This is a genomic window from Sphingobium sp. TomMM15, from assembly GCF_055397045.1.
Genome location: NZ_AP027314.1, coordinates 1,052,902 through 1,075,974, shown reverse-complemented (window position 1 = coordinate 1,075,974; position 23,073 = coordinate 1,052,902). Strand labels below are relative to the sequence as shown.

The 23,073-nt window shown below is 58.6% G+C and carries 24 protein-coding genes and 1 tRNA gene; 11 read left to right on the top strand and 14 right to left on the bottom strand.

Annotated features, from left to right (window positions below; all coding sequences use genetic code 11):
* Window positions 1-25: 25 nt before the first annotated feature.
* The 4 genes from ACZ51H_RS05430 to ACZ51H_RS05415 all read left to right on the top strand — a co-directional run bounded on the left by ACZ51H_RS05430 (window position 26) and on the right by ACZ51H_RS05415 (window position 3,083).
* Window positions 26-646 (top strand): hypothetical protein, encoded by a 621-nt coding sequence (locus ACZ51H_RS05430; RefSeq protein ID WP_464802693.1) that lies wholly within the window; start codon window positions 26-28, stop codon window positions 644-646.
* Window positions 647-775: 129 nt separating this feature from the next.
* Window positions 776-997, top strand: coding sequence for a helix-turn-helix transcriptional regulator (locus ACZ51H_RS05425; protein ID WP_464802692.1), 222 nt, complete (start codon window positions 776-778; stop codon window positions 995-997).
* Window positions 994-1,314 carry a hypothetical protein gene (locus tag ACZ51H_RS05420; RefSeq protein ID WP_464802691.1) on the top strand — a complete coding sequence of 107 codons (321 nt, stop codon included), beginning with the start codon at window positions 994-996 and terminating at the stop codon, window positions 1,312-1,314. Before ACZ51H_RS05425 ends, ACZ51H_RS05420 begins: the two co-directional genes overlap by 4 nt.
* Window positions 1,311-3,083 carry a bifunctional DNA primase/polymerase gene (locus ACZ51H_RS05415; RefSeq protein WP_464802690.1) on the top strand — a complete coding sequence of 591 codons (1,773 nt, stop codon included), beginning with the start codon at window positions 1,311-1,313 and terminating at the stop codon, window positions 3,081-3,083. The genes ACZ51H_RS05420 and ACZ51H_RS05415 overlap by 4 nt, the downstream gene beginning before the upstream one ends.
* Before the next feature lie 178 nt (window positions 3,084-3,261).
* On the opposite strand, the gene ACZ51H_RS05410 is transcribed toward ACZ51H_RS05415, so the two are convergent.
* From ACZ51H_RS05410 to ACZ51H_RS05395, 4 genes are all read right to left on the bottom strand, one after another.
* The gene (locus ACZ51H_RS05410) at window positions 3,262-3,579 is read right to left on the bottom strand and encodes a hypothetical protein (RefSeq protein WP_464802689.1); all 318 of its coding nucleotides are present in this window, start codon (window positions 3,577-3,579) and stop codon (window positions 3,262-3,264) included.
* 70 nt (window positions 3,580-3,649) lie between these two features.
* A complete protein-coding gene (locus ACZ51H_RS05405; protein ID WP_464802688.1) occupies window positions 3,650-3,877 on the bottom strand; it encodes a hypothetical protein in 228 nt (75 codons plus the stop codon).
* Between the two features lie 213 nt (window positions 3,878-4,090).
* Window positions 4,091-4,690: a hypothetical protein gene (locus tag ACZ51H_RS05400; RefSeq protein ID WP_464802687.1), complete on the bottom strand. Its 600-nt coding sequence runs from the start codon at window positions 4,688-4,690 to the stop codon at window positions 4,091-4,093.
* A 142-nt stretch (window positions 4,691-4,832) separates the two neighbouring features.
* Complete coding sequence (locus tag ACZ51H_RS05395; RefSeq protein WP_464802686.1) at window positions 4,833-4,997, bottom strand: helix-turn-helix domain-containing protein; 165 nt, start codon at window positions 4,995-4,997, stop codon at window positions 4,833-4,835.
* Window positions 4,998-5,155: 158 nt separating this feature from the next.
* On the opposite strand from ACZ51H_RS05395, the gene ACZ51H_RS05390 reads away from it, so the two are divergent.
* Window positions 5,156-5,446: a hypothetical protein gene (locus ACZ51H_RS05390; RefSeq protein WP_464802685.1), complete on the top strand. Its 291-nt coding sequence runs from the start codon at window positions 5,156-5,158 to the stop codon at window positions 5,444-5,446.
* Between the two features lie 50 nt (window positions 5,447-5,496).
* Here the strand turns inward: ACZ51H_RS05390 and ACZ51H_RS05385 are convergent, their stop codons facing one another.
* The 5 genes from ACZ51H_RS05385 to ACZ51H_RS05365 all read right to left on the bottom strand — a co-directional run bounded on the left by ACZ51H_RS05385 (window position 5,497) and on the right by ACZ51H_RS05365 (window position 11,985).
* Window positions 5,497-6,501: a restriction endonuclease gene (locus ACZ51H_RS05385; RefSeq protein ID WP_464802684.1), complete on the bottom strand. Its 1,005-nt coding sequence runs from the start codon at window positions 6,499-6,501 to the stop codon at window positions 5,497-5,499.
* Window position 6,502: 1 nt separating this feature from the next.
* Window positions 6,503-7,984, bottom strand: coding sequence for a ParB N-terminal domain-containing protein (locus ACZ51H_RS05380; protein ID WP_464802683.1), 1,482 nt, complete (start codon window positions 7,982-7,984; stop codon window positions 6,503-6,505).
* Window positions 7,981-9,381: a restriction endonuclease subunit S gene (locus tag ACZ51H_RS05375; RefSeq protein WP_464802682.1), complete on the bottom strand. Its 1,401-nt coding sequence runs from the start codon at window positions 9,379-9,381 to the stop codon at window positions 7,981-7,983. Before ACZ51H_RS05375 ends, ACZ51H_RS05380 begins: the two co-directional genes overlap by 4 nt.
* Window positions 9,382-9,413: 32 nt before the next feature.
* Window positions 9,414-11,684: an N-6 DNA methylase gene (locus tag ACZ51H_RS05370; protein WP_464802681.1), complete on the bottom strand. Its 2,271-nt coding sequence runs from the start codon at window positions 11,682-11,684 to the stop codon at window positions 9,414-9,416.
* 225 nt (window positions 11,685-11,909) lie between these two features.
* A tRNA-Lys gene (locus tag ACZ51H_RS05365) sits at window positions 11,910-11,985 on the bottom strand.
* 174 nt (window positions 11,986-12,159) lie between these two features.
* On the opposite strand from ACZ51H_RS05365, the gene ACZ51H_RS05360 reads away from it, so the two are divergent.
* The 4 genes from ACZ51H_RS05360 to ACZ51H_RS05345 all read left to right on the top strand — a co-directional run bounded on the left by ACZ51H_RS05360 (window position 12,160) and on the right by ACZ51H_RS05345 (window position 14,849).
* Entirely contained in the window at window positions 12,160-13,122 is a 963-nt protein-coding gene (locus ACZ51H_RS05360; RefSeq protein WP_464802680.1) for an IS1595 family transposase, read from the top strand.
* Between the two features lie 354 nt (window positions 13,123-13,476).
* Window positions 13,477-14,430 carry a hypothetical protein gene (locus ACZ51H_RS05355; protein ID WP_464802679.1) on the top strand — a complete coding sequence of 318 codons (954 nt, stop codon included), beginning with the start codon at window positions 13,477-13,479 and terminating at the stop codon, window positions 14,428-14,430.
* 3 nt (window positions 14,431-14,433) lie between these two features.
* Window positions 14,434-14,571, top strand: coding sequence for a hypothetical protein (locus tag ACZ51H_RS05350; protein ID WP_464802678.1), 138 nt, complete (start codon window positions 14,434-14,436; stop codon window positions 14,569-14,571).
* Window positions 14,568-14,849 carry a hypothetical protein gene (locus ACZ51H_RS05345; protein WP_464802677.1) on the top strand — a complete coding sequence of 94 codons (282 nt, stop codon included), beginning with the start codon at window positions 14,568-14,570 and terminating at the stop codon, window positions 14,847-14,849. Before ACZ51H_RS05350 ends, ACZ51H_RS05345 begins: the two co-directional genes overlap by 4 nt.
* A gap of 55 nt (window positions 14,850-14,904) precedes the next feature.
* Here ACZ51H_RS05345 and rodA read toward each other — a convergent pair whose 3' ends face one another.
* Genes rodA through ACZ51H_RS05320 form a run of 5 tightly spaced genes read right to left on the bottom strand, consistent with a single transcriptional unit; the run spans window position 14,905 to window position 20,586 of the window.
* Window positions 14,905-16,020, bottom strand: coding sequence for a rod shape-determining protein RodA (gene rodA, locus ACZ51H_RS05340; RefSeq protein WP_464802676.1), 1,116 nt, complete (start codon window positions 16,018-16,020; stop codon window positions 14,905-14,907).
* A complete protein-coding gene (gene mrdA, locus ACZ51H_RS05335) occupies window positions 16,020-18,086 on the bottom strand; it encodes a penicillin-binding protein 2 (RefSeq protein ID WP_464802675.1) in 2,067 nt (688 codons plus the stop codon). The genes rodA and mrdA overlap by 1 nt, the downstream gene beginning before the upstream one ends.
* A complete protein-coding gene (gene mreD, locus ACZ51H_RS05330; RefSeq protein WP_196225982.1) occupies window positions 18,083-18,610 on the bottom strand; it encodes a rod shape-determining protein MreD in 528 nt (175 codons plus the stop codon). The genes mrdA and mreD overlap by 4 nt, the downstream gene beginning before the upstream one ends.
* Window positions 18,607-19,521, bottom strand: coding sequence for a rod shape-determining protein MreC (mreC, locus tag ACZ51H_RS05325; protein ID WP_449472535.1), 915 nt, complete (start codon window positions 19,519-19,521; stop codon window positions 18,607-18,609). Before mreC ends, mreD begins: the two co-directional genes overlap by 4 nt.
* Window positions 19,522-19,539: 18 nt before the next feature.
* Window positions 19,540-20,586: a rod shape-determining protein gene (locus ACZ51H_RS05320; protein WP_007685698.1), complete on the bottom strand. Its 1,047-nt coding sequence runs from the start codon at window positions 20,584-20,586 to the stop codon at window positions 19,540-19,542.
* Window positions 20,587-20,745: 159 nt separating this feature from the next.
* On the opposite strand from ACZ51H_RS05320, the gene mutL reads away from it, so the two are divergent.
* A complete protein-coding gene (mutL, locus tag ACZ51H_RS05315) occupies window positions 20,746-22,524 on the top strand; it encodes a DNA mismatch repair endonuclease MutL (protein WP_464802674.1) in 1,779 nt (592 codons plus the stop codon).
* Window positions 22,521-23,063: a hypothetical protein gene (locus ACZ51H_RS05310; RefSeq protein WP_464802673.1), complete on the top strand. Its 543-nt coding sequence runs from the start codon at window positions 22,521-22,523 to the stop codon at window positions 23,061-23,063. The genes mutL and ACZ51H_RS05310 overlap by 4 nt, the downstream gene beginning before the upstream one ends.
* The last annotated feature ends 10 nt before the right edge of the window (window positions 23,064-23,073 follow it).

Genomic DNA, 23,073 nt, shown 5'->3' with positions numbered 1-23,073 from the left:
GCTCGTGGATGACCCGAGGCCGGAAATGTTCGATGCGATGGCGATGGAGACCTTGGTCCGCCTGCTGAACATTAAATCGCCTAAGGCAGCGAAGGCGGATTTTCTCGCGGTGGGAGAGAGGGTAAGGGCGATCATCGATACAACGCCGACCGGCTTTGATCGAGGTCCAAAAGACATCCCGCTGTCGCGCCGTGCGCGATGGCTGTCGCGCAGCGTATTGAAGCCGTCCCAGCTCCTACGCGCGGCCTTGCTGGATGATCCAAAGTTCGCGGAATACCCCGATAGCTATGCCAATTCGGTGTGTGCCGAGAAGCGGCGTGCAATCGCGAAAAGCCTGGAAACACTGGAGGCATTCGCGAGCGACCTACATGATGACCTCGACTATCGGTCGAAGCAGAAAAACCTCAGGCATAACATCGAGATGCGACGCGAATTTCTATTCTGGATAGCTCAGGTTGTCGCCAAGCACGCGCGGAATATCGCGAAGGAGCGATCATATACGGGTGTAGATGTGAGCCAGATGGTGGGCAAGGGAAACGCGTCGCCGTTCTTCGCTGCAGTCAAGCTCGCCTATGTCCAGATCACTGGCGAAAAAGCCCGGCAGCTTGACGATCATTTCAAAGAGATTGTCAAAATGCGCCTCTGAAATCGTGCCCAATTCGGGCAGAATTGACCAAGGCATTTGATAGCGTTTCGCGTCGGGTTGGGGCAAATTCGCTTACGACGTCGTTGATCGAAGGTGCGCACCTTCATCCTCTGGGTGAAGGAATTTAATATGAAAAGTCAGTTTGAAAAAGCGGTCGATGGCCGATTGCTCTACAGTCGCGAACATTTGCCTCGTCTAGGTATCAACCTTTCCAACTCAACAATGCTGCGGCTCGAATCCGCCGGGCAGTTCCCCAAGCGCGTCCGTATAGGAGCGCATTCGGTGGCTTGGCTCGCGTCGGAAATCCACGCCCATATCGCCAAGCTTGCTGCTGAGCGGGAGGTGGCATGATGTCCGACGATGCGATGGAGCCGACCTTCACTGAGCGACATCTGGATGGTGATTTCACGATTGAGATCGTTGCCTACGTTGCAAACAATCACGTTTCTATTCATTTGTCATCGCCGGAACACCAAGCTGAGTTTAATTTCGACAATCGCTTGGGCCTGAGTGTTGCTGAAGCTAGATTACATCCCGCACTGATCGCGGAATTTATCGAGAAGGCCATCGGAGAAGGGGAAATAAATTACTACTTCGAGCGAAGGTCCGACACGCTGGCAAAGGAGCCTGAACAGTATTCGTCTCGGGGAAGGGGAGGCCAGCGATGAGCACCATAAACCGCGAGAAAATCAGTCTTAGCTTCGATCGAAGCGCCAGCGTCCTGAGCATGATGGAGTCGTTTGCAGGGCGGGACATTCCGGTCCTACCCATTTATGGGATTGTGGACGGCAGTTGCACGTGCAGCAACGACGAATGCGAAAGCCCTGGCAAGCACCCGATCAGTTCGCTGGTCCGCAACGGCGTCAAGGGTGCGACAACCGATGTGAAAATTGTCCGGCGCTGGCATCGCAAACATCCGGACATGAACTATGCCGTTGCGACCGAAGGGCTCGCGGTGATCGACTGCGACAGCAAGGAGGCCCAGCGCGTGTTCCGTTCGGGCTACCAGCCACCGCCGACCCTCACCGTGAAAACGGCGCGGGGGTTCCACTTCTACTATCGTGGTCAAATGCCCGCGCGTAATGGCGTGCGAAACAAGCTCGACGTGAAAAGCGGCCCCAACTCCTATGTAGTCGGGCCGGGATCGCGTCATGCCTCCGGGCCGATTTATGCTGTGTGGGAAGACGAACCGATTGCCGACCTGCCACAGAACATCGCGGGCATCACCGAACGATCGGACGAACCGGCAGATAAAGCCGGTGGCGGGCCGATTCCGGTCGGCATGCGCAATTCGACGCTGACACAGTTCGCCGGTTACATGCATGCGCGCAACGTGCCGAAAGCGGCTCTGATGGAGGCCCTGAAGGTGCTTAATCGCAACATGTCTGAAAAACCGCTGCCAGACCACGAGGTCAGGCAGATTGCACGGAGCGTATCGCGCTATCGGGTCAAACCTTTACCCGGTATACGGCCATTTTCAGAGGTCGCCGACGAGGAGTTGGAATGGCTTTGGTATCCCTACATCTGTCTCGGGACGATAGGTCTGCTCGATGGCGATCCGGGTGACGGTAAGAGCCAGTTTACCGGCTGGCTCGTCTCTGAGGTCAGCCGGGGTCGGGTGCTACCAAACGGCACGAGAATTCCGCCCGCCAACTGCTTCCTGTTCAATTTCGAGGATTTGCCTGGTGCAGTCATCAAGAAGCGGCTGGAAGCGAACGGGGCCGATCTCGAACGGGTGTTTATCCAGACGGCGACCTTTAAGCTGACGCCGGAAATGGCCGACTGGCTGGACGGAGAAATCGCCAAGGCAAGCCCGCGCCTTGTGATCCTCGATCCTATTCAGGCGTTCATTACCGGCGACGTGGATGCGAGCAACAATGTCGATGTCCGCGAGTTTATGGAGCGACTGAAGGACATTGCCGAGCGTCGCCGCTGCGCCATCATCGTAGTGCGGCACTTCGGCAAGGGCCAGCACGACAAGGCCATGAAGAAGGGTATCGGTGCAACCGACTTTGTCGGCATATCCCGCAACCAGTTCGGCCTTGCGCGGCGGCGTGATGACGTGCGCGGATTCATAGTCTTTCACATGAAGACGAACTTCGAGCGCGGCGATGCCATGCTGTTCACCATGGGCGATGCGGATGGACGAAGCGGTCAGCAGCCGAAGATCGGCTTTAACCGGTTCGAGAAGATCGACGTGGACGCGTTCTTTGCCGAAAAGCCAACGACCAGAGGGCCAGAGCAGGATGAGCGGGAGGTCGCCAAGCAATTCCTGGTGGATGCCCTTGCAAACGGCCCCAAGGCAGCAACAGCGCTCAAGTCGCAGGCTGAAGCGCGCGCAATCAGTGCGTCCACGCTTGACCGGGCAAGGAAGGAACTCAAAGTGATTTCGGCCAAGCAGGGCAAAATCTGGTTCTGGTCCCTCCCGCCGGAGTGATCGAACTTTCCAAGTTTCCAAGTTTTCATCGCCGGGGTAGGCGGAAGTTGCATCATGCGCTTTCGTCTGGTCCCGGCGCTTTTCACGATGTCCCGGTCATTGAAAACATGAAAACCTGAATTGTTGGATTGGGAAGGGCGAGGGGAGACATCGGGCAGGCCGATGCCCCGGACGCGCTTCAAACTGCCGGTGTCGCGCACAGCGCCTTGCGGGCTTCCTCCAGCGCCTTCGATCCCGGCGTCCACTGCCACGGCTGCCTCGCGACGTGCTCCTTGCCCAATGTCGGGTAAAGCTTGGTCTGCTTTGCGGCGAGCCGCAGCAGCATCCGGGCATCGCGCGGCGACATCTTCATTTCGCGAGCGAGTTGATCGAGCGTAACCATTTCAACCTTGGAGTTGGAAGATGCCGTAGTTTCCGATGCAGGCTTGGCGGCGGCCTCCGTCTTGCTCCCTGTGCTGGGCGCGGCGGTCGGCTTTGCGGGTTCGGGCGTCGTCATGTCGGTCATCTCCTTCGTTGGGACCAACATTTCCATTAAGATGGGGCCGGACGGCGTGTCAGGCCAAATCCTAGGAATCCCAGTCGATTTCCATCAGCGGGATGGAAAAGGCGTTTTTCCCATCAGTGAAAAGATATTCGTCGTCGTCGCTGCCGATCTGGAACGTGTAGCGGTGCCCGTTCACATCAATGTGGATAACCTCGTCGGGCATGTGGATCACTTCGATCATCGCGCCGGGGAATAGCGCCTGTGCATGGGATAATAGGTGTGACCGGTCGAGCGGTTCGTCGTCAGACATGATGGTCTCCTTTCGTTGACCATCTCCCCAATAAGATCATGGATGCGGGGAAGTCAGGAAAAATCCCAAACGGGACCTGCTGATTTTTTCAGGGGCGCCGGTGTGCGGGATCGCGCAATTCGGGCAGGACCCGCTGATTGTAAATCAGGTGGTCGGCATGCTCGAAAGCACAGAAATCGGTCTCTCGGATCAGCTATAGTTTTTGTCGGGTATTCACTGGGAACCAGACCAACCGGAAAGGGCGCGGAGCCGGTCAAGGTAGAGCGCCTGTGCCTCATACTCCGCCATGCGGAGGCGGCTCACCACGTCGATCCGATTGCGTCCTCGCGGGCGCGGCTTTCCACCCGACCCAGAGAGACGGCTTTGTAGCTTGATTGTCTTACGGCGGGCACGCGAAACCACGTTCATTCCCTGCACTGCATAATTTAGGCGCTGTGCCTTCCGCGAGCCAAAACGGCCTCCGGTATAATACAGGACCTCGCAGCGCTGGGCGGTGACTGAGCAGATGAAATAGCAGCGGTGTCCTCCGAACCGTGATGGCACCATTTCGATGTCAACGTTCTGGGTGGTCGCTCCATCGGGCATTTCGCCATTGATCGTCATCACGACGCCGCGTTCAATGTTGCTAAGATCGACACGCAGGCGCGCGCTAGCGGTGCTTAGGCCGCCAATGGACCAGCATAACGTGTCGATGATGCATTCGCCCGGTGCGATGACACCCAGCCGCCGCAACGCGCGTATATCAAGCGTTAGCATTTCCTCTACGTTGCCGATATGCGTTGAACGCCGTGCGCCCGATCCGATGCCGCCCATGAAAGCCTCCTGCGTCTCGGACGGCATCATACATCGAGATCGGCAACGTCTCAGGGTGAACCTCTGGCCCTCCGGACAGCGGCTCTGTGCCTCTCAAGCGGGGCTATTCAACGAAATACTGTGGCTTGGGGTAGGCGCGGCTTCAGTCGAGTAGTCGCCCCGGTGTGACGCCCAGTGCTGCTGCGAGCTTGTCCACCACAGTAATTGTCGGGTTGCGTGCGCCTCGTTCAAGGTCGCTGATATAGGTGCGGTGTAATCCCGCTTCGTCCGCAAACGCTTCCTGCGACCAACCTTTGCCCTGCCTCAAGTGGCGTAGATTCTTCGCAAGGCGCTCCCGAACATCCATCGGGGTGACAGCACAGCTATGCTGCCGATCAGTCTACAGACGATCAGTGACAATTCCTTTGACCACGGATTCCGTGCCGCTTATCGATGTCACTGATCGACTATATGGAGGATCTGGAAATGCGGAAGCACTTTGTGACCCTAGCTGCATTGCTGCTTGCAGGCTGCGTGTCGATGGGCACGAATTATGACGTGGCTGCGGTCGAGCGCCTTCGGGTCGGCATGACCAAGGCAGAAGTTATCGGCCTGCTGGGTCGACCAAATCAGGTCGTTGCCAACTCGGACGGCAGCGAACGCCTCGTTTGGGTGCATTCCATGGGATCGATGTTCGGCGCGAATGCCCGGTCGGTAGGCTTGCCGTTTGGACCCGATGGGAGGCTTACCGATGTCCCCCGGCAGGCGGCACAATAAGCCCGCCGCGCATTGCGAGAGCTCAACACATCCTATGCAGCTCGGGCCCGTCAATCGCTGCCGGACGCAACCGGGCCGGGGATGTATGATCGCTTGAGCGGCAGCAACATCTGATAGCGCGGCTCAAACTGATGATAGTGTTCGTAGATCAGCTCGATCAGCGCCGACCCGTCGATTAGCCGCAGGTTCGGCTTGGTCTGCTCGAAGGTCCGCGCATCGGCGCTGAATGACCCAAGCGTGACGAACAGGCCCTTTTCCTCTCGCTCAATTGCCCCGAACAGTTTTTGGACATCCGGGCGGCCAATCGTCGAAAGAATCTGTTTGCACTGAACCTTGATGATGGGCGGCTCAAACCCGAGCTCGTCCCGGTGCGCAATGATATCGACACCACCGTCACCGGACGCCTGTGTGACACGAGAGTAGTAGCCCATGCACTTGAGCAGGTGGGCTATGAAATGTTCAAACTGGTAAGGTGTCTGCGACGTCTTCAACCGCTTGATGATGAAGTCCTCTGTCGACTCCTCGACCTGCTCCGTCACCCGTTCGGCGCTGACTTCGTCAATATCCTCAACTTCGAAAGTCTGGCCTTCAAGCGCCGCAAGGAACTCCTCCGCATTGGATGTCACCTTGAACAGCGTAACGGCAGAGCCGATTTCGTTGAGCGCGGGCTGGGAGAAGTTTGCGCGGGGGATGTGCTGGAGCCATTTCACACGTCGGCGCTGGGGGCAGTTAAAAGGGGCGTTGGCATCGTATTGAAAATCGCTGTCGATGATGCCGATATTCACCATCCGGTCGGTCTTCGATGGATAAATAACAATATCGCCCGGTTTCATCTCGACCACGAACCGGTAGACGACGCCAGCTGACACTGGAATCTTGCCCGGCTTCTCGTCGGGATAGGCGCGCTGATAGGCCGCCTTGTAGGCATCGCGATTCGGCTTGATGAGCGACAAGTCGCCCATCTGCGTCCAGCCGATCGCGATATAGCCTTGCTCGATGGGGGCGAAATCATGATCGCGGCGCATGTGGATGCCCCAGATGGTTTTCTCAGCCATTTTATGCCCCCGCCAAACCGTAGAAGATTTCGACCTGCTTTTTGACCTGCTCGCGCAAACTGTGCGTGTCTTTCACGCGAACCTGCTTGATCCCGCCGAGATTGAATCCGATTTGTTCGGCTGGGGCCCCCATTTGTTCGTTGTGGACCAGCAGGAAATTTTCGTCTGGCAAACTTTGCCCACGGTTCAGGCCCATGAGATAGCCGATTTCGTGATGGACGTTGCGGTTTCCCCCTGAAAGATCAGCGATCATAAGGCCCGAATCTTCGATCAGGTCGAGAATTTCCTGATTGATCTCGTAGGAATAGCCTGTGTCGAACTGATCGATGCGGATTTCCCGCAGCTTGATATCGAGCTTGTGGTCTTTGTTCACATCTTCAATCGCGGCCTTGATCGCGTCGAAATTGGGCTTGGTCGTCTCGTGAAACCACATGGAGACGAAAATCTGCCGCTTGCGGGACAGAGCGATTTTCTCGAAAATCTTGATAAGGTCAGCGGTGTGGATTGAAGTCAGCTCATACTGGTGCGTGCGCAACACCCAGTTCGTGAACTGGCTGCGCTGGCCTGCGTTTGCACTTGGGTTAAGCTGCCAAAAGAGGAACGCCGCGAACAAGCCTTGCGCTTGTGCATCCTTGAACCGTTCATCGGCATAGATTTGATTGACCGCCTGAATGGCAGACAGGATTTTCGCCGAATTGGGCAAGCCCGTGCCATCGATGCGTTGAAGCTGCGCTTTGACGTCTTCGAGTGATTTGAGCATCACCGACCGGCTGCAATCTTCTTGTTCTTCGCCCCGTCCGAACACCGGTTTGAGATGGGGCAGATAATCGAAATTCAGCTTTTTCAACATCCGGCGGCACATGCGATAGTCCGCGCCGAACTGTTCTTTCAGATCATCATCGGGAAAACCCTCTTCGTCGTCGATGATGCCGCGCAGCGATTCCTCGGACGTTAGGGAGCGAGCCTTGGAGTTGATGTTGTGGAAGAGCGCCTTTTCGTTGCGCAGCGCGTCCGATTTCCCAAACAGGATAATGCAGAACGGGGCGAGGTAACGATCATATTCTTCATCGTTCAATTCTTCCAGCGCATTGAGGCGGTGATTGCCATCGATGCGTTTCAGCAGCTTTTCGCCATTGGGAACGACCAGATCATAGCGTGAAGTGCGCGGCTGGATTTGAAGCCCGTCCACATTGGATTTGAACCGTTTGCCCTTCATCACCAGTTGCAATGGGTCTTCGGTTGGCGCGTTCGGCAATTCGAAATCGGCTCCCAGCGTGGCCGAAAGGATGATTTCGGGGAAAAACAGATATTCGCCCGCCTCGAAGAAGCGACTGATCTCGTCCCGATGCTCAGGCGTCAGTTCGCGCTGATAGGCCGGATCGGGAAAAGAGCATTGCGCGATTTCGCGCAAAGTGGCGTAGCCCCGGATGCAGGGGAATCCTCCCAGCGACATTTCATAGGCGCCGCGAAAAATCGTTCTCATGCAGCACCTCCCAGCAGAATCGCTTCGATCTGGCGCTTGGCGGCCTCGAGTTCGGCGGTGGCTTTGCTACGCAACGACAAAGCCTCGGAAATACGGTGCTTGCAGCCGGCGACAATTCGACGTTGCCTTTCCAAATCGGGCGTCGGGATAATCAACCTTTTCAATTCCGTGGGGTTGATTGCGGGATAGTTCCCACCGCTGGAACGCTGTTCCATTTGCCACAGGCCGATCTTTGACCGCAGGACATAAAACAAATACTCGCGCTCAATTAGGCTTTCTGCGACCTTGCGGATCACGGCGAACCCGGTGGAGGCAATGATCGGGTATTGCAGCTTTTCATCCGCGAGCGCGATAGCTCCCCGGCTTGGGCGGGTAGTTGAAACAAGAATGTCGTCCTGACGCACAATCATTCGCGCCCGGCTCGGGGCTTCGATGATCGGCGTGTCGGCAACCGTCCCGATGGCTCCCGTCCCGATGTCGATTTCTGAAATCTCAAGGTAGGGGAAAGTTTCGACGAACAGGCTGTCCTGATCCCAATTCTCGCTCGAAAATATACAGACTTCGCCGAGCCGACGATGAGCCTGCATTTCGAGTGCTGCACTCAGACCGACATATTTGTGGCTGTAGAACGTGGGATCAAACCGCCAACCACTGAGTTTATGCACGGCGACGCGGAAGGTGCGATTGGCCAGCGTGTTTTCAGTTTCCGGTGGCAGAGCGATGCCGAGCTCAACCAAGAGATAGTCGTCAATCGAAGCCAGCAACGCGGCGGCCTCTCTTTCCTTCGCGACGGCAGATTGGCGTGATTTGCGCAGGATGCCACCGATTGAATTTTGTTGGTGCACAGTCAGTTTCGGAACTGGCAAGGCTCGCAGTCGATCGCCAGAAAAGCCAAACTGATTGTTCCAATTGGTGCAGAGATTAAAGAATACTCGCCGTTCCCGATAGATGTTGATGACAGCTGCGTAGCAATCGGGATCAAATCCATCTGCCATCTGAATTTCGGTCATATGGTTTGAAAGATAGGGCGTAATCCCACCCTTGTCTCGCCATACGCCTGTCTTCCCGACGAGAGTTTGGGAGTTCGTGTTGTTGAAAATGATCGATCCGACCCTGGGCGACTTCGCGATGGCCGGAATATCCTGAGATTCAAGATATGTAGCCTTGTCAAACGTCCATCGGCCATCCGGTTGGAGATTGGTCGGCCGCAGCTGAACATTTGCCGTCTGTTCGAAGGATTGCTGCTCACGGCCAGCGGCGAAACCATTTACGAAGCCGCTCGCAATGGATCTGAACGGTACAAGTTCAACTTGTCCAGCGACCTCCAGTTGATTCAGAAAGAACCCAGCCTGAAGTGGCAGTGGATCGAAACGGTCGATGAGATCACCCCAACCCACAACGAAGAAACGCTCTCCGTCGAGATCGGGGCTTACGCAAAAGGGCGCGTTGCTCCCGCTTCGATATGGGCAATGAAGCGGCTAAGCTCTGCTGCTACCGTCTCCAGTTCATTGGTGGCGGTGGGGCGTCCGGTGGCGTCGTAACCAATGTCCTCCGCAATCGCCATGTAGATTTCATAGTCGGAAACGTTGGCCTTCACCTCGGCCAGATATTGATCGTTCAGCGTTTCGCGCAGGTTTTCGATCCGCTCATTGTAATCGTCGGTGGCATCGGTTTTCCACTGAGCATAGGCTTCGCTTTCCATGTGGGTGGCCTTGGCAGCTTCAGCTTCCGCCTTCAGCGCGCGCTTCTCCGTTGCCGTCAGCGTGCCTTGCGCCGAAAGCGCATCGGCCTTGGCAACCATCTCTGCATCGATTCGCTGGCAGGTGGCATCGCCACGCTTCAGCACGGCTTTCTTCTCAGCAATCAACTTTTCCAGCGCACCGCCGCCGTCCTTTGCCTCGTGCAGTCGATCTTGCGCTTGCTCCTTGATACGCTGGATCGCCGCCGTGGTTTTGGCATCGTGCTTTTTCAGGAACAGGACCGAGCTTTTCACGCCCGCGCCGTTGGCCGCAAAAGCGAACTGCGGCAGGGAGACTACGCTGACGATCCGCCAATGCTCCTCGATCCAATTGCGAACATATTGCATCGATGAATTGGTCAGGATGCTATCCGGAATGACCATCGCCATATAGCCGCCCGGCTTCAGGAAGCGGTGGCATTGCTCAATGAAAAGCACTTCGGTGGTCTGCTGGTCGCGGTGCTTGTCGGTGAACGACAAGCGGATAACCTCACCCCCGCCGATGTCCTTCTGCACCACGCGAACATTGTTCATCTTGGCATCGACCCAGTCGATGTCTTTCCGTCCCAGATCGTAATCCTGAAGATAGCCTTTTTCCGCCAGCTTCACTTTGGAGCCGAACGGCGGGTTGGTGATGATGTAGTCAAAGGTGTCGGGCATGAAGCCCTGATTGCCGGTCGCGATGCGCATCGCATCAATCGATTCAAGCCCATCGTGCGAGATAACATTGGTATGGCCGTCATCGTGGATGATCATGTTCATCTTGGCAGTGCGGGCGATACCTTCGGAAATCTCGATTCCGTAAAGATTGTTTTCTGCGAAATCGTGCCAATGAGCGCGGTGGAAACGGTCCTCTTTTTTGAAGTAACCTTCTTCCGCCATCCGATCCGCAGCGCGGCGCACCTTGTCGAGCGCGTGCAGCAGGAAGCCGCCGCTGCCGCATGATGTATCAATCACGACGCTTTCGTTGGTGATCGGCAGGGCATCAACGATGAACTTTACGATGTTGCGCGGCGTGAAATACTGGCCGAACTCACCCCGGAAAAAGCCGGTCATGAAGGTTTCGAAAGCGCGGCCCTTGCTGTCCAGGTCCGTCTCGCTCAGGTTTGTGTCGGCTAGGTAGCCGACGACCGTTTGCAACTCGGCATTGGACAGCCGGATGTCGTCCTGAAAGACCTCTTTGTCCTTGGCACGACCTTGCTCATAGATGGCTTGAATGCGCTGCTTTAGCTCGTTGCCCCTGTCGCTCTTGAAGACCTGAAAATCATATGGTGCGCCCGGCTTGCGGGCGGCGCGCTCGTCCCAAATCTTGCAGAAGATCAGCTTGTCGAGTTCGTCAAACGCTTCTGCCGGGTTGCGCTTTCCTCCCGCCCACAGGGCATCATGCGCCTGTTTGAATTTGCGCGTGAGTTCGTTTTCTTGAACCACTTCGAGTTCAAAGCCGTCAACACCACCCTTGGTGTATTTGTAGGCGGCTGACTCGGTTTTGCCGTAGCGCGGAATGTCCGGTTGGCGGTTTTTGATGCGCTCCATGCCGCCAAAACCGGCAACCTGAAAATAGTCATTGCGGATGCCGGACGTCATCCACATGAATTCGGCACTCAAGGAATTGGCATAGCCGAAGCCTTGTTCAACTGCCTGATCCAGTTCGCCCTTGCTGGCTTCCTCGCGCTTGGTTTCGACGACGATGAAAGGGGATTTCCGCGCTTTGTCCTTGAAGACGACAATGTCTGCGGTCAGACTTGGAACGCGATGCGGGACCGGGAATTCGACATCTAGCTGTTCGGCGGGGTATCCATAGTCCAGAATGAGGGAAACATAAGCACCAGCGCGGACGATTTCTTCTGGATCGCTCAGCCTATATTTCTTATTTTGGGCGCGATAAGCGACATTCTTAAATTCAGCATCAATCGAAATGAGCTTGGAGTCTATCCCCCGCTGAATGGTATCGCTAATCTGCATTCGACATTCCCCGCCTGAACTCCGGAGAGCGTCTTAGCGGCGGGAGGTCATACCCGCCAAGGGGAACTTGCTCGTTTGTGCGAGGTTTTGGGATCTCGTGGCAAGCACCCGAACGTTTTAATCAACGAGCTCTGTGTCTGAGCGACTGCACGCCCGGGATCTGGGACCCCAATGGGACCCCGCGCCGGATATCCGTCGTCATCTCGCATCCAAGTCGTTGAAAAATGGTGGACGCACTAGGGCTCGAACCTAGGACCCGCTGATTAAGAGTCAGCTGCTCTACCAACTGAGCTATGCGTCCACACTCGCTTTCGGATCGCTCCGTTTGGAGCCTCGCCTTGGCGTGGCCGGGCGGTTAGCATTATCCTCCGGCTTTGCAAACAGTAAATCGCCGCAGTGCGGAAAATTTTGGTGATTATGCACTTTACAAACCCACGCTGAAACTGTAGGAATGATGGCAAGGAGTTAAGCCGTCATGTCCGTTCTGTCCGCCCCCCATTTCCACGACGAAGCCAAGGCTTTTGAGTATCTGGAAAGCGTGATCTGGGCGGACGGCGTGACCTGCCCGCACTGTGGCGTTATCGGCGGTCGCGTCTATGACCTGTCGGGCGTTCGCGGTTCCAAGAGCGTGAAGAACCCGGAAGGCGCTATCCGCCACGGCCTCAAGAAGTGCGGTGAGTGCCGCAAGCAGTTCACCGTCAAGGTCGGCACCGTGTTCGAGCATGCCCGCATGCCGCTCTACAAGATGCTCCAGGCCGTTCACCTGATCGTTTCCAGCAAGAAGGGCATCAGTGCCCACCAGCTTAGCCGCGTTCTGGAAGTCCAGTATAAGAGCGCGTGGTTTCTCGCTCACCGTATCCGCGAAGCCATGCGTTCGGGCGACCTTGCCCCTTTCGGCGGTAACGGCGGCATCGTTGAAGTGGACGAAACATTCATCGGCAAGTTGAAGGGCGTCGAGAAGAAGCGCGCCTTCCATCACAAGATGAAGGTTCTGGCGCTGGTGGATCGTGAAACCGGCAAGGCCCGCACGATGGTCATTGATGACGTGAAGGCCGAAACGCTCATGCCGATCGTGCTGGAGAACGTCGCGCGCGAAACCCGCGTCATGACCGATGAACACAGCGGCTACCGCTCGATGAAGGATCACTTCATCAGCCATGGCACTACCAGCCACGGCAAGGGCCAGTATGTTGATCTGGCCGACCGCACCATCCACAGCAACACCGTGGAGAACTATTTCAGCATCTTCAAGCGCGGCATGAAGGGCGTCTATCAGCATTGCGGCGAGCAGCATTTGCACCGCTATCTGGCTGAATTTGAGTTCCGCTATAACAACCGCGTGGCGTTGGGCGTGAATGACCGCCAACGCGCCGTTGAAGGTTTGAAGGGCATCGTCGGCAAGCGCCTCACCTATGCAAGGCCTGACTGGAACGCCTAAGCGGGTGAAGGCTTCTAGGAAGAAAAACCGCTCCCGCTGGATCACTAAGCCAAATCGAAGGCTAAAAGGGTTTCACAAAAGAAGGCGGCGGTGCTATACACACCGCCGCCAGTTGGTTCGTTCCGATTTTTGGCCCACTTCGAAGCCGCCGCCCTAGCAGGGGTTTGGCGGCTTCTCTATTTTGCCCGTGCCGCATCCGTGAGCGTGACATCGGCTAGAGCAACTCTTCTCCTCAACATGGTCCAGCTCCTTTCTGAGCCCTGAATGACGCTACCTCCACCGCTTGTCAAGCGCTACCTGATCTGCTACCTGCTGAAATTGTGATCAACAACCTTTTGTGAAGGTAGCGGTTTAATGTCTGATAGCGAGCAAGCTGAGGTGACGGTTTCGCCGGCTTCGCCTAAAAAGGATCGAAGCCCCTCTTTCCCGTTCATTACGCTAACAAAGGCGGTCGAGCGCACACGCGAACTCTACGTCGCTGGTCGTCGTCACGAAATGCGTCTAGCTGATGCCGCAGCAGCCATGAGTTATGGAGCGAAAAGTAGCGGCGCGATCCAAACTCTAGCAGCCCTTATTGCGTATGGCCTCGTGGAGGACAGTGGCGCTAAGGAAAATCGCAAGTTCCGAGTATCTGACTTGGGCTTCACGGTGTTAGAGGATCAACGGCCTGGCGCTCGCGAGCGGGCGCTTAGTGAGGCGGCTCTTTCTCCCAAAATGATTGCAGAGTATGCTGTGACATGGGCCACAGGCCGCCCCGCAGACGGGGTCGCGGTCAGTCATTTGCGCTTCGAAGATCAGTTCACAGAAGACGGCGCAAAGAGCTTTCTACGCGTCTTCGATGATGCAATGACCTATGCAAAGGTAGCGGAGTCTGATAAAACTCCTGATACCAGCGATGACTTTGATGCCCTGCTTGAGCCTTCCAATCAGAGCGTCAGCGTTGGCGATTGGGTGCGAGTGGAGTCCGGCGGACAGATCGTGTTCGAGAAGACGCGAGTTCGCGCCATTGACGGCCCTTGGATATTTGTGGAGGCGTCACAGTCTGGTGCGAAAATGACCGATGTAACATTGCTGGAAAAAGCTTCTCCGCCTGCCGATCCGCCGCCGGTGCTGCCCTTTGCGTCCGCAATCTCTCATGAAGCAAAGGCTGATGAAGGGGAGGATTTAGATCGCTTCACAGTGGATGAAGGGGTCGTGAAGGTGATTTTTCCATCTTCCATGTCTGCGGACAGCGTGGAGGAGCTAGAGGCCTTTTTCGCGCTCTTCATAAAGAAGGCGAAGCGGCGCGCCTCCGCTGATAGGAACTAGCGAATGGCGGAAGTGCCGAAAACTCAACTGGACAAGTTCAAAGAAGCCGCCCGCGAGCTAGAAACGGACGACGATCCCAAGCACTTCAAGGAGAGGCTTGCCAAGGTCGTGAAGCATAAGCCGGTGGAGAAACCGGAGTGACTGAAAGCGAGATAAGGGCGCATGTGCTCTATCTCAGCGAAACTCAGCGTCGTCTGATCCTGCTTTGCTCAAAGTCGGAGGGGTGGACGTTTGGGCAGTTGAGCGAAAAGCTCTCTATCCATTTCGACAGCATCGAATTCGCAGCCCGGGGGCTGCGGGATGATGGATTGGCTTACGTCAAATATGTTCACGCCCGTATCGGTGGAGGCTTTGATGGTTCGCGAATGTTTCTCACGAGCGCTGGCGAGATCGTGAGGCAAGCCGTCGCAAACGGCTAAACCTCGGTTGGTTTGTAAAGTGCATAATCGCCAAAATTTTGGGTAGCGGCTGCTTTCAGCCCCAATTTCCGGGCCGTCTCCCGCCCCGTCGGCTGGAGCGGTCAATGGCCATGATGATCCCGATGCACAGCATGACGGTCAACATCGACGACCCGCCATAGGACATGAAAGGCAGGGGAATGCCAACGACAGGTGCCAAGCCCATCACCATCATGAGGTTGATCGCGACATAGAAAAAGATCGTCGTGGTCAGGCCCGCCGCGACCAGCCGCGCATATTTGTCCTGCGCGCGCAGCGATACGCCGATGCCCCACCGGAAGAGCAGTAGAAAAGCGCCGATCAGGAATATGCCGCCGACGAGACCCCATTCCTCCGCCATGGTGGCGAAGACGAAGTCGGTATGCCCCTCGGGAAGATAGTCGAGGTGGCTCTGAGTCCCCTTCAGGAAGCCCTTGCCCCAGATGCCGCCCGACCCGATCGCGATCTTCGACTGGCTGATATGGTAGCCTGCACCCAGCGGATCGCTTTCCGGATCCATGAAGATGAGCACGCGCTTTTGCTGATAGTCGTGCAGGAAGCTAAAGGCGATCGGGATGATCGCCGCCATGACGAGGCCTGATCCCACGAACAGGCGCAGCGGCAATCCGGCCAGGAACATGACCGTCACGCCGCCCGCCGCGATCATCGTCGCTGTCCCTAGGTCTGGTTGTACCAGAACCAACGCCCATGGCACACCGATGAGGACGAGTGCGGGCCATATCGCTGTCCAACGGCGGATTTCGCCTACCGGAAGCAAAGCATAAAAACGCGCGACTGCCAGCACGATCATCGGCTTCATGAATTCCGATGGCTGCAATTGCATGAAGCCAAGGTTGATCCACCGCTGACTGCCGCCCGCAACGCCGCCGATCAGTTCGACAAGCACCAGCGAGATCAGAATGGCGCCGTAGGCCGGAAAGGCGAAGCGCGCGAAAAGCTCCAGCGGCACCCGGCTTATGGTGAAGGCCATCACCGAAAAGATAATGAACCGCACGCCCTGGTTGATCGCCCACGGCGTGATGCTGCCGCTCGCCGCGCTGTAGAGCACGAGCGTGCCGAACCCTGCGATGGCGATCAGGATCGCGAGTACGCGCCAGGGAAATTCCGTCAGCGGTTGAGGGATAATGCCCATCAGTCGGCCACCGTGTCGGGGCCGGGCGGCGGCGGAGCATCATCTTCCGCCGCGGGCGATGGCGACGCCGGGGCGGCCGCGTTGACGGAATTTGTTGCCTGGGCGGCATTGGCGGCCTCTGGCGGTGCCTCGCCCTTTTCGATCGCCTTGGCGAGGCGGAACGCGGCCATCTGGCGGGCCATCCGCTCGGCGGGTGGACCGCCCCAGCCTTTTTCCAGCGTCTCCAGCTTTTCTATCGCCTTCGCCTGATCAAAAAGGAAAGACATGGTGTCGCTGGCGATCATCGGCGCGTCTTCCACTCTGTTGGTATGGCCGCCATGTTCGATGATGCATGCTATCGCGTAGCGGGGATTGTCGAACGGCGCGAAGCCCTGGAACAGGGCGTGATCGCGTAGCTTAAAGGGCAGGGAGGCGTTGCCGCGCACGCCGCCTGCGCGCTCTGACATGGTGATGCGCCGGACCTGTGCCGTACCGGTCTTTCCTGCCATGAGGACGCCGGGAATGCTCATCCGCGCCGCGCCGCCGGTGCCGCCACCATTGACGACGGCGCTCATGGCATCCCTGATAGTGACAAGATGTTGCTCCGCAACGCCGACGGGGGCCGGTTCCGGCCTCTGAGCGCCATGGATGAAATTGGGCATCAACTGACGGCCGGTAGCCAGACGTGCCGCCATGACCGCCATCTGGAGAGGATTGATGAGCATATAGCCCTGACCGATCGTGGCATTCACGGTGTCATAGACCTGCCACTTTTGCCCATATTTCTTTAGCTTCCATGCCGGGTCGGGCACTGTGCCATAGCTTTGGCTGGGGAAGGGCAGGGAAAATTTCTGACCCATGCCGACACGATGCGCCATGCTGGCAATGCGGTCCATCCCGATCCGCTGGGCCATCTGGTAGAAATATATGTCGCAGCTCTGCGCAATGGCGCCGCGCATGTCGAGCGCCCCATGCCCGCGCTTTTTGTGGCAATGGAACAATGTGTTCCCCACTCTGATCGCTCCGGGGCAGTTCACACGGTCGGCAGGCGAGATGCCCGCTTCCAGAAGGGCGAGCGCGACCATCGGCTTCACCGTTGATCCGGGCGGATACAGGCCTTGCAACGTCTTGTTGCGAAGAGGAACATGATCGTCGCTGGACAGCATTTGCCATTCCAGATGGCTGATCCCGTCGGAAAAGCTGTTGGGATCGAAACTGGGCATGGAAGCCATGGCCAGCACGTCACCATTCCGGCAATCGATGACGACGACCGACCCACTCTGCGTGGCGAGCCGCCGTCCGGCATATTCCTGCAACCCCGCATCGATCGTCAATTTAATGGATTGACCGGGTGCGTCGGGTCGGGTGGTCAATTCCCGCACGATCTTTCCGCGCGCCGTGACTTCGACCCGTTTCGCGCCGGGCTTCCCCGTCAGTTCCCTGTCGAACGATTTTTCGAGCCCGTCCTTACCTACCTTGAAGCCGGGCGTGATCAACAGCGGGTCCCTGCGTTCCTCAAAATCCTTGGCCGATGCCGCACCTACATAGCCCAGCAGATGGCCCACGGTCGCACCTGCGGGATAGTAGCGCGAAAAGCCCTGGCTGGGCGCGACGCCCGGCAGGTCGGGCAGACGAACGCTGACCGCCGCGAACTGATCATAGGTGAGTTTCTCGGCCACCTGCACGGGGCGGAAGCCGGGTGCCTTTTCCAGTTCCGTCCGGATGCGCTCCACCTCATCAGGTGGTAGCGAGAGAAGCTGCGTCAGGCTGCGGATCGTGCCTTCCGGATCGGTCACGCGTTCGGGGATCAGATCGACGCGAAAGTCCGTCCGGTTATTGGCCAGCGCACGGCCGTTCCGGTCCAATATCCAGCCACGACGCGGCGGAATCAGAGTCAGGTTAACCCGATTACTTTCAGAGAGGAGATTATATTTCTCGTTTTCCGCGACGCTGATCCAGCCCATGCGGCCGATCAGCATGGCGCCCATTCCTGCCTGCAGCCCGCCTACCACCATTGCCCGTCGGGTGAAGGTGAAGGACAAGGATGCTTCGTTAACGGTCTTACGCTTGAGCTTGGGCAGCTTCATGCCATCACGCGCCAGCGATCGATCCGGGCGCATTGCCGCACCACGAAGGGGAAGAGCAGGATCGTCCAGAGCATTTGTGGGGCGACCAGTTCCAGCTTGATGTTTCCTCCGCCGGTAATCCGAGCAAAGAACAGGCCACCGGCGATGCAGAAGATAATGGCTGCGGCCGCGATTAGCCAGTCCTGCCGATAGCTGCGCCACACCATGCGATGTTCAACCGCGTCGATGCCGATCAACATCATGGTCCACAGGAACATCGCCGATCCGATCGGCTGCCCGCTCATGATGTCGTCGAACAGGCCGAGTGGAACGCCGATCCAGACGCGCCACAATTCCGGCCGCAGCAACCGCCATGATAGCAGCAGCAGCAGGCCGAAGGGCGGCATGACCGGCGCTTGTGCGATAACCGGCAGGACCGTGATGGACGATCCGAGCATGACCGTGATGACCGGCGTCCCTGTCAGCCGAAAATTGGACGGGGTGCGGCCCAGCTTGGGAACATGCTGGAGGTGTGGGTCGATCATGGCGCGCTGGCGTTCGCCGCCGCTTCTGCTGGTGCCGCTTCAGGCATAGTGGGGCTACCGCGCGTCACGACCTCTTCAAAAGAGCGTTCGACTACCACCGCATCTACCTTCGCCGGATTGGCGAGCGGCACACCGTAGGCGATCTCGCCCGCTATGCGCACGACAACCGCAACCGGAATATTGGGTTGATATATGCCTCCGACACCCGATGTGACGAGGATGTCGCCCGGGCTGAACGGATTTCGGCCGGCCGCCAGCGAACGGATTTCGACGGTTCCATCTCCCAGCCCGGTTGAGATGGCTGCCACGCTGTCCGTAGCGCGGCGAACCGGCACGATGTTGCTGCTGTCGGTCAGCAGCAACACATCAGCCGTGTTGGGCGTCACGCTGTGGATGCGGCCCACCAGGCCCTCGGATGCGCGCACGGGCATGCCGGGGCGGACGCCTTGCCACCGGCCGGCGTTCAGGCGGGCGAAACGGCGGGCGCTGGAGGAAGAGGAGGATATCAGCCGCGCCGTGAGCAGATCGCTCTGATCTTCATCGACCAGCTTCAACAGCCTCTTGAGGCGCAGATTTTCCTGCGCGATCGCCTTCGCCTCGATGATGCGATTGCGATCCGCATCCACTTGATGGCGCAAGGCGATATTCTGTGATCCGGCGCGCCAATAGGCGGTCAGCACATCGTCGAGCGAACTTGCCCCGCTCACCATGTTGCGCAGGCCGAGCGACGCGGGGCGGGAGATTTCCGCCGTAACCATACGGATCGCCGCGAATCCTGTGGGATCGAAAATTGCCACGGCGATCAGCAGCAAGCCAGCAGCCGCACCCGTCACCGCCACAACATAGCTGGCAAACAGGCTGTACTGCGCCTTGCGGTTATGGCCGGGACGTCGGCTGGATGGCCGCGCCATGCAGTGGTCCCCCTGACCTTAAGCGGTCTGCAGCACGCCTCGGAAGATCGGGTCCTCCATCGCGCGGCCGGTGCCGATGGCAACACAGGTCAGCGGATCTTCGGCGATCGTGACGGGCAGGCCAGTCTCGTCGCGCAATTCATCGTCCAGGCCCTTCAGCAGCGCGCCGCCGCCAGTCAGAACGATCCCCTGATCGACAATGTCCGCCGCCAGTTCCGGCGCAGTATTTTCCAGAGCGATCCGGACACCCTCAACGATGGTGCTGATCGGTTCCGCCAGCGCGTCGGCGATCTGCCCCTGGTTGATCGAGATTTCCTTGGGAACCCCGTTCACCAGGTCGCGACCCTTGATGTGGATGGTTTCGCCCACGCCGTCTTCAGGGGGCTGGGCGACGCCGAACTGCTTCTTGATGCGTTCGGCGGTCGCTTCACCGATCAGCAGATTGTGGTGACGGCGCACGAACGAAACGATGGCTTCGTCCATCTTGTCACCGCCGACGCGTACCGAGGTGGTATAGGCAAGGCCGCGAAGCGAAAGCACCGCGACTTCGGTGGTGCCGCCGCCGATATCCACGACCATCGAACCGATCGGCTCGGTCACCGGCATGTCGGCGCCGATCGCCGCGGCCATCGGTTCCTCGATCAGGAAAACCTGCGACGCGCCCGCGTTGCTCGCCGCATCGCGAATCGCGCGGCGTTCGACGCTGGTGGAGCCTGACGGCACGCAGATCACGATCTCAGGGAAGCGCCAGGGGCGTGACTTGCCGCCATGCACCTTCGTGATGAAGTGCTTGATCATCTGTTCGGCGACATCGATGTCGGCGATCACACCATCACGCAGCGGTCGGATCGCCTCGATCGAATCAGGCGTCTTGCCCATCATCAATTTGGCATCGTCGCCCACGGCCTTGACCCGTTTCACGCCGTTCAGTGTCTCCACCGCCACGACCGATGGCTCATTCAGTACAATCCCGCGGCCCCGCACATAGACGACGGTGTTCGCCGTGCCGAGATCGATAGCCATATCCTGGGAGGAGAGTTTGAAAAGTCGCGAAAAGATCGACATGCTTGTTCCTGTTCAGCCCGCCCGTCCCGGCGACGCGAACCGGGGCGTTCGGAGGTCCCTGCCACGTTCCGCCGCCCCTGTCACCATTCCGTGTGATGAGGCAAAATTTTCGGGGGCAACGGCTCGCGGAAAGCGCTCGCTTGGGCTAGTCACTAATCAATGTCAATACGCCGCCTGCCCGAACATCTGGTCAACCGTATCGCTGCCGGTGAAGTGGTCGAAAGACCCGCCAGCGCGCTCAAGGAAATCGTTGAAAATGCTCTGGATGCCGGGGCAAGCCGCATTTTCATAAGGTTAGGCGGCGGTGGGCTCGACCGTATCGAGGTCATCGACGATGGCTGCGGCATGGCGCCTGACGAGATCGCACTGGCGCTGGAGCGGCATGCGACCTCAAAATTGCCAGACGATGCGATCGAAAATGTATCGACCTTAGGCTTTCGTGGGGAAGCACTGCCATCCATCGCCAGTGTCGCCCGGCTTTCCATCGACAGTCGCCCCAAGGGGCAGGATGGCTGGAACCGCACTGTCGATAATGGCGCGCTGCTGTCGGAAGGACCCGCTGCCCTGCCGCCGGGCACCCGCGTGACCGTCGAGCAGCTTTTCGCGCGGGTGCCCGCCCGCCGCAAATTCCTCCGGTCAGCCAAGGCGGAATATGCCGCCTGCCTCGACATCGTCCGCCGCCTGGCGATGGCCCATCCGTCTGTTGCCTTCACCATGGAGCATGACGGCCGCCGAGCCGTCGCCGTGCAGGCAGTAGAAGCGGGGGAGGATCGGGTGGCCGCGCTCACCGACCGTGCGCTTGCCGAGAATCATGTGATAGTCTCGCTTGAACGCGAAGGCGTCCGCTTGTCAGGCGTTGCCTCGCTGCCAACCTATAATCGGGGCGTGGGTGACCATCAGTTCCTCTTCGTGAACGGCCGCCCGGTTCGGGATCGCCTGTTGATAGGAGCGGTGCGCGGTGCCTATGCCGACATGTTGGCGCGTGACAGGCATCCCGTGGTGGCCCTGTTCCTCGACGTTCCGCCGCTGGAGGTGGACGTCAATGTCCATCCGGCAAAAACCGAGGTCCGCTTCCGCGACCCGGCGATGATCCGGGGCATGATCGTTTCGGGCGTACGGCGCGCACTCGATGCGGAAGGGTTCCGATCCGTGCAGCAGGCCGACCCGGCGAGCCTTTCCGCCTGGAGGGCAGAGCCTGTGTCACCCACCCCCATCAATGCGCTCCCCATCTTCGAAGCTGCGTCAGCATCTTACACGCTCCCCGCCGCCGCATTCGCCGACCGCCGCCCTTCCTTCTTCGCCCCCCCGCCGCAAGCGCGTGCGGAACCCGCTGCTGCCCCTGCGCCGGAAGGAACCAGCTTCCCCCTTGGCGTGGCGCGTGGGCAGGTCGCCCGCACCTATATCGTCGCTGAAGCTGAGGACGGGCTTGTGATCGTTGATCAGCACGCCGCCCATGAGCGCCTGACGCTTGAACGCATGCGCCGCGCGATGGAGGGGCAGGGCGTCGCCGCGCAGGCGCTGCTGCTGCCCGAAGTAGTCGAACTGGACGAGCCCGCCTGCGACCGCCTCGAAACGCGCATCGATGAGTTACGCGACTTCGGCCTCGAACTGGAGCGGTTCGGTCCCTCCGCCATGCTCGTGCGCGCGGTCCCCGCAATGCTGGGGCAGGGCGACGTGCAGGGGCTCGTCACCGACCTCGCCGATGATCTGGCCGCCTATGACGAGGCGCTGTCGTTGAAGGAACGGCTCGATCTCGTCGCTGCGACGATGGCATGCCACGGATCGGTACGCGCCGGTCGTATGCTGAGCGTCACGGAAATGAACGCGCTGCTGCGGGAGATGGAAATCACGCCACGCAGCGGCCAGTGCAACCACGGCCGTCCGACCTGGGTGAAGCTGGGTCATGGCGACATCGAGAAGCTGTTCGGGAGGAAATGACCATGCGCATGATCGCCTGCTTGGCTGCCTTGAGCCTGTCCGCGCCCGCCCTTGCCGCAAAGCAGGGCGCTGATCCATGCCGCAATGCGCCGCTTCCCCCTGAACCATGGACGAGCTGGAACCAGAGCGGCACGGAGGCAGCGGCGGGCGAAGCAGCTTCCGCGCCTCGACTGATCCTCGGCAAGCCCATCGTCGCAACCTTGCGTCCTTCAGCGCAGGTCCAATATGCTGTGAAGCCGAGGCATCAGCAGCCTAAAAGCTATGGCGGCTTATTCAGCTTGGCGATCAAGGCCCCCGCACGGGTGGGCATAGGCCTGTCCGGTTCCGCGTGGGTCGATATTGTCACTGGCCGCAGCGCAGTCGTCTCTGCCGCCCATGGTCACGGCGCCGCATGTTCGGGCATTGCGAAGATCGTCTGGTTCGATCTGCCGCCGGGGCTGCACCTCATTCAACTGTCGAACTCGTCAGCCAGCCAGATCCGCCTGATGGCTGCGGATGCTCTCGCGAACCAGCCGCTGCCGCCAAAGCGCGACAGATAGGCTGCCGATC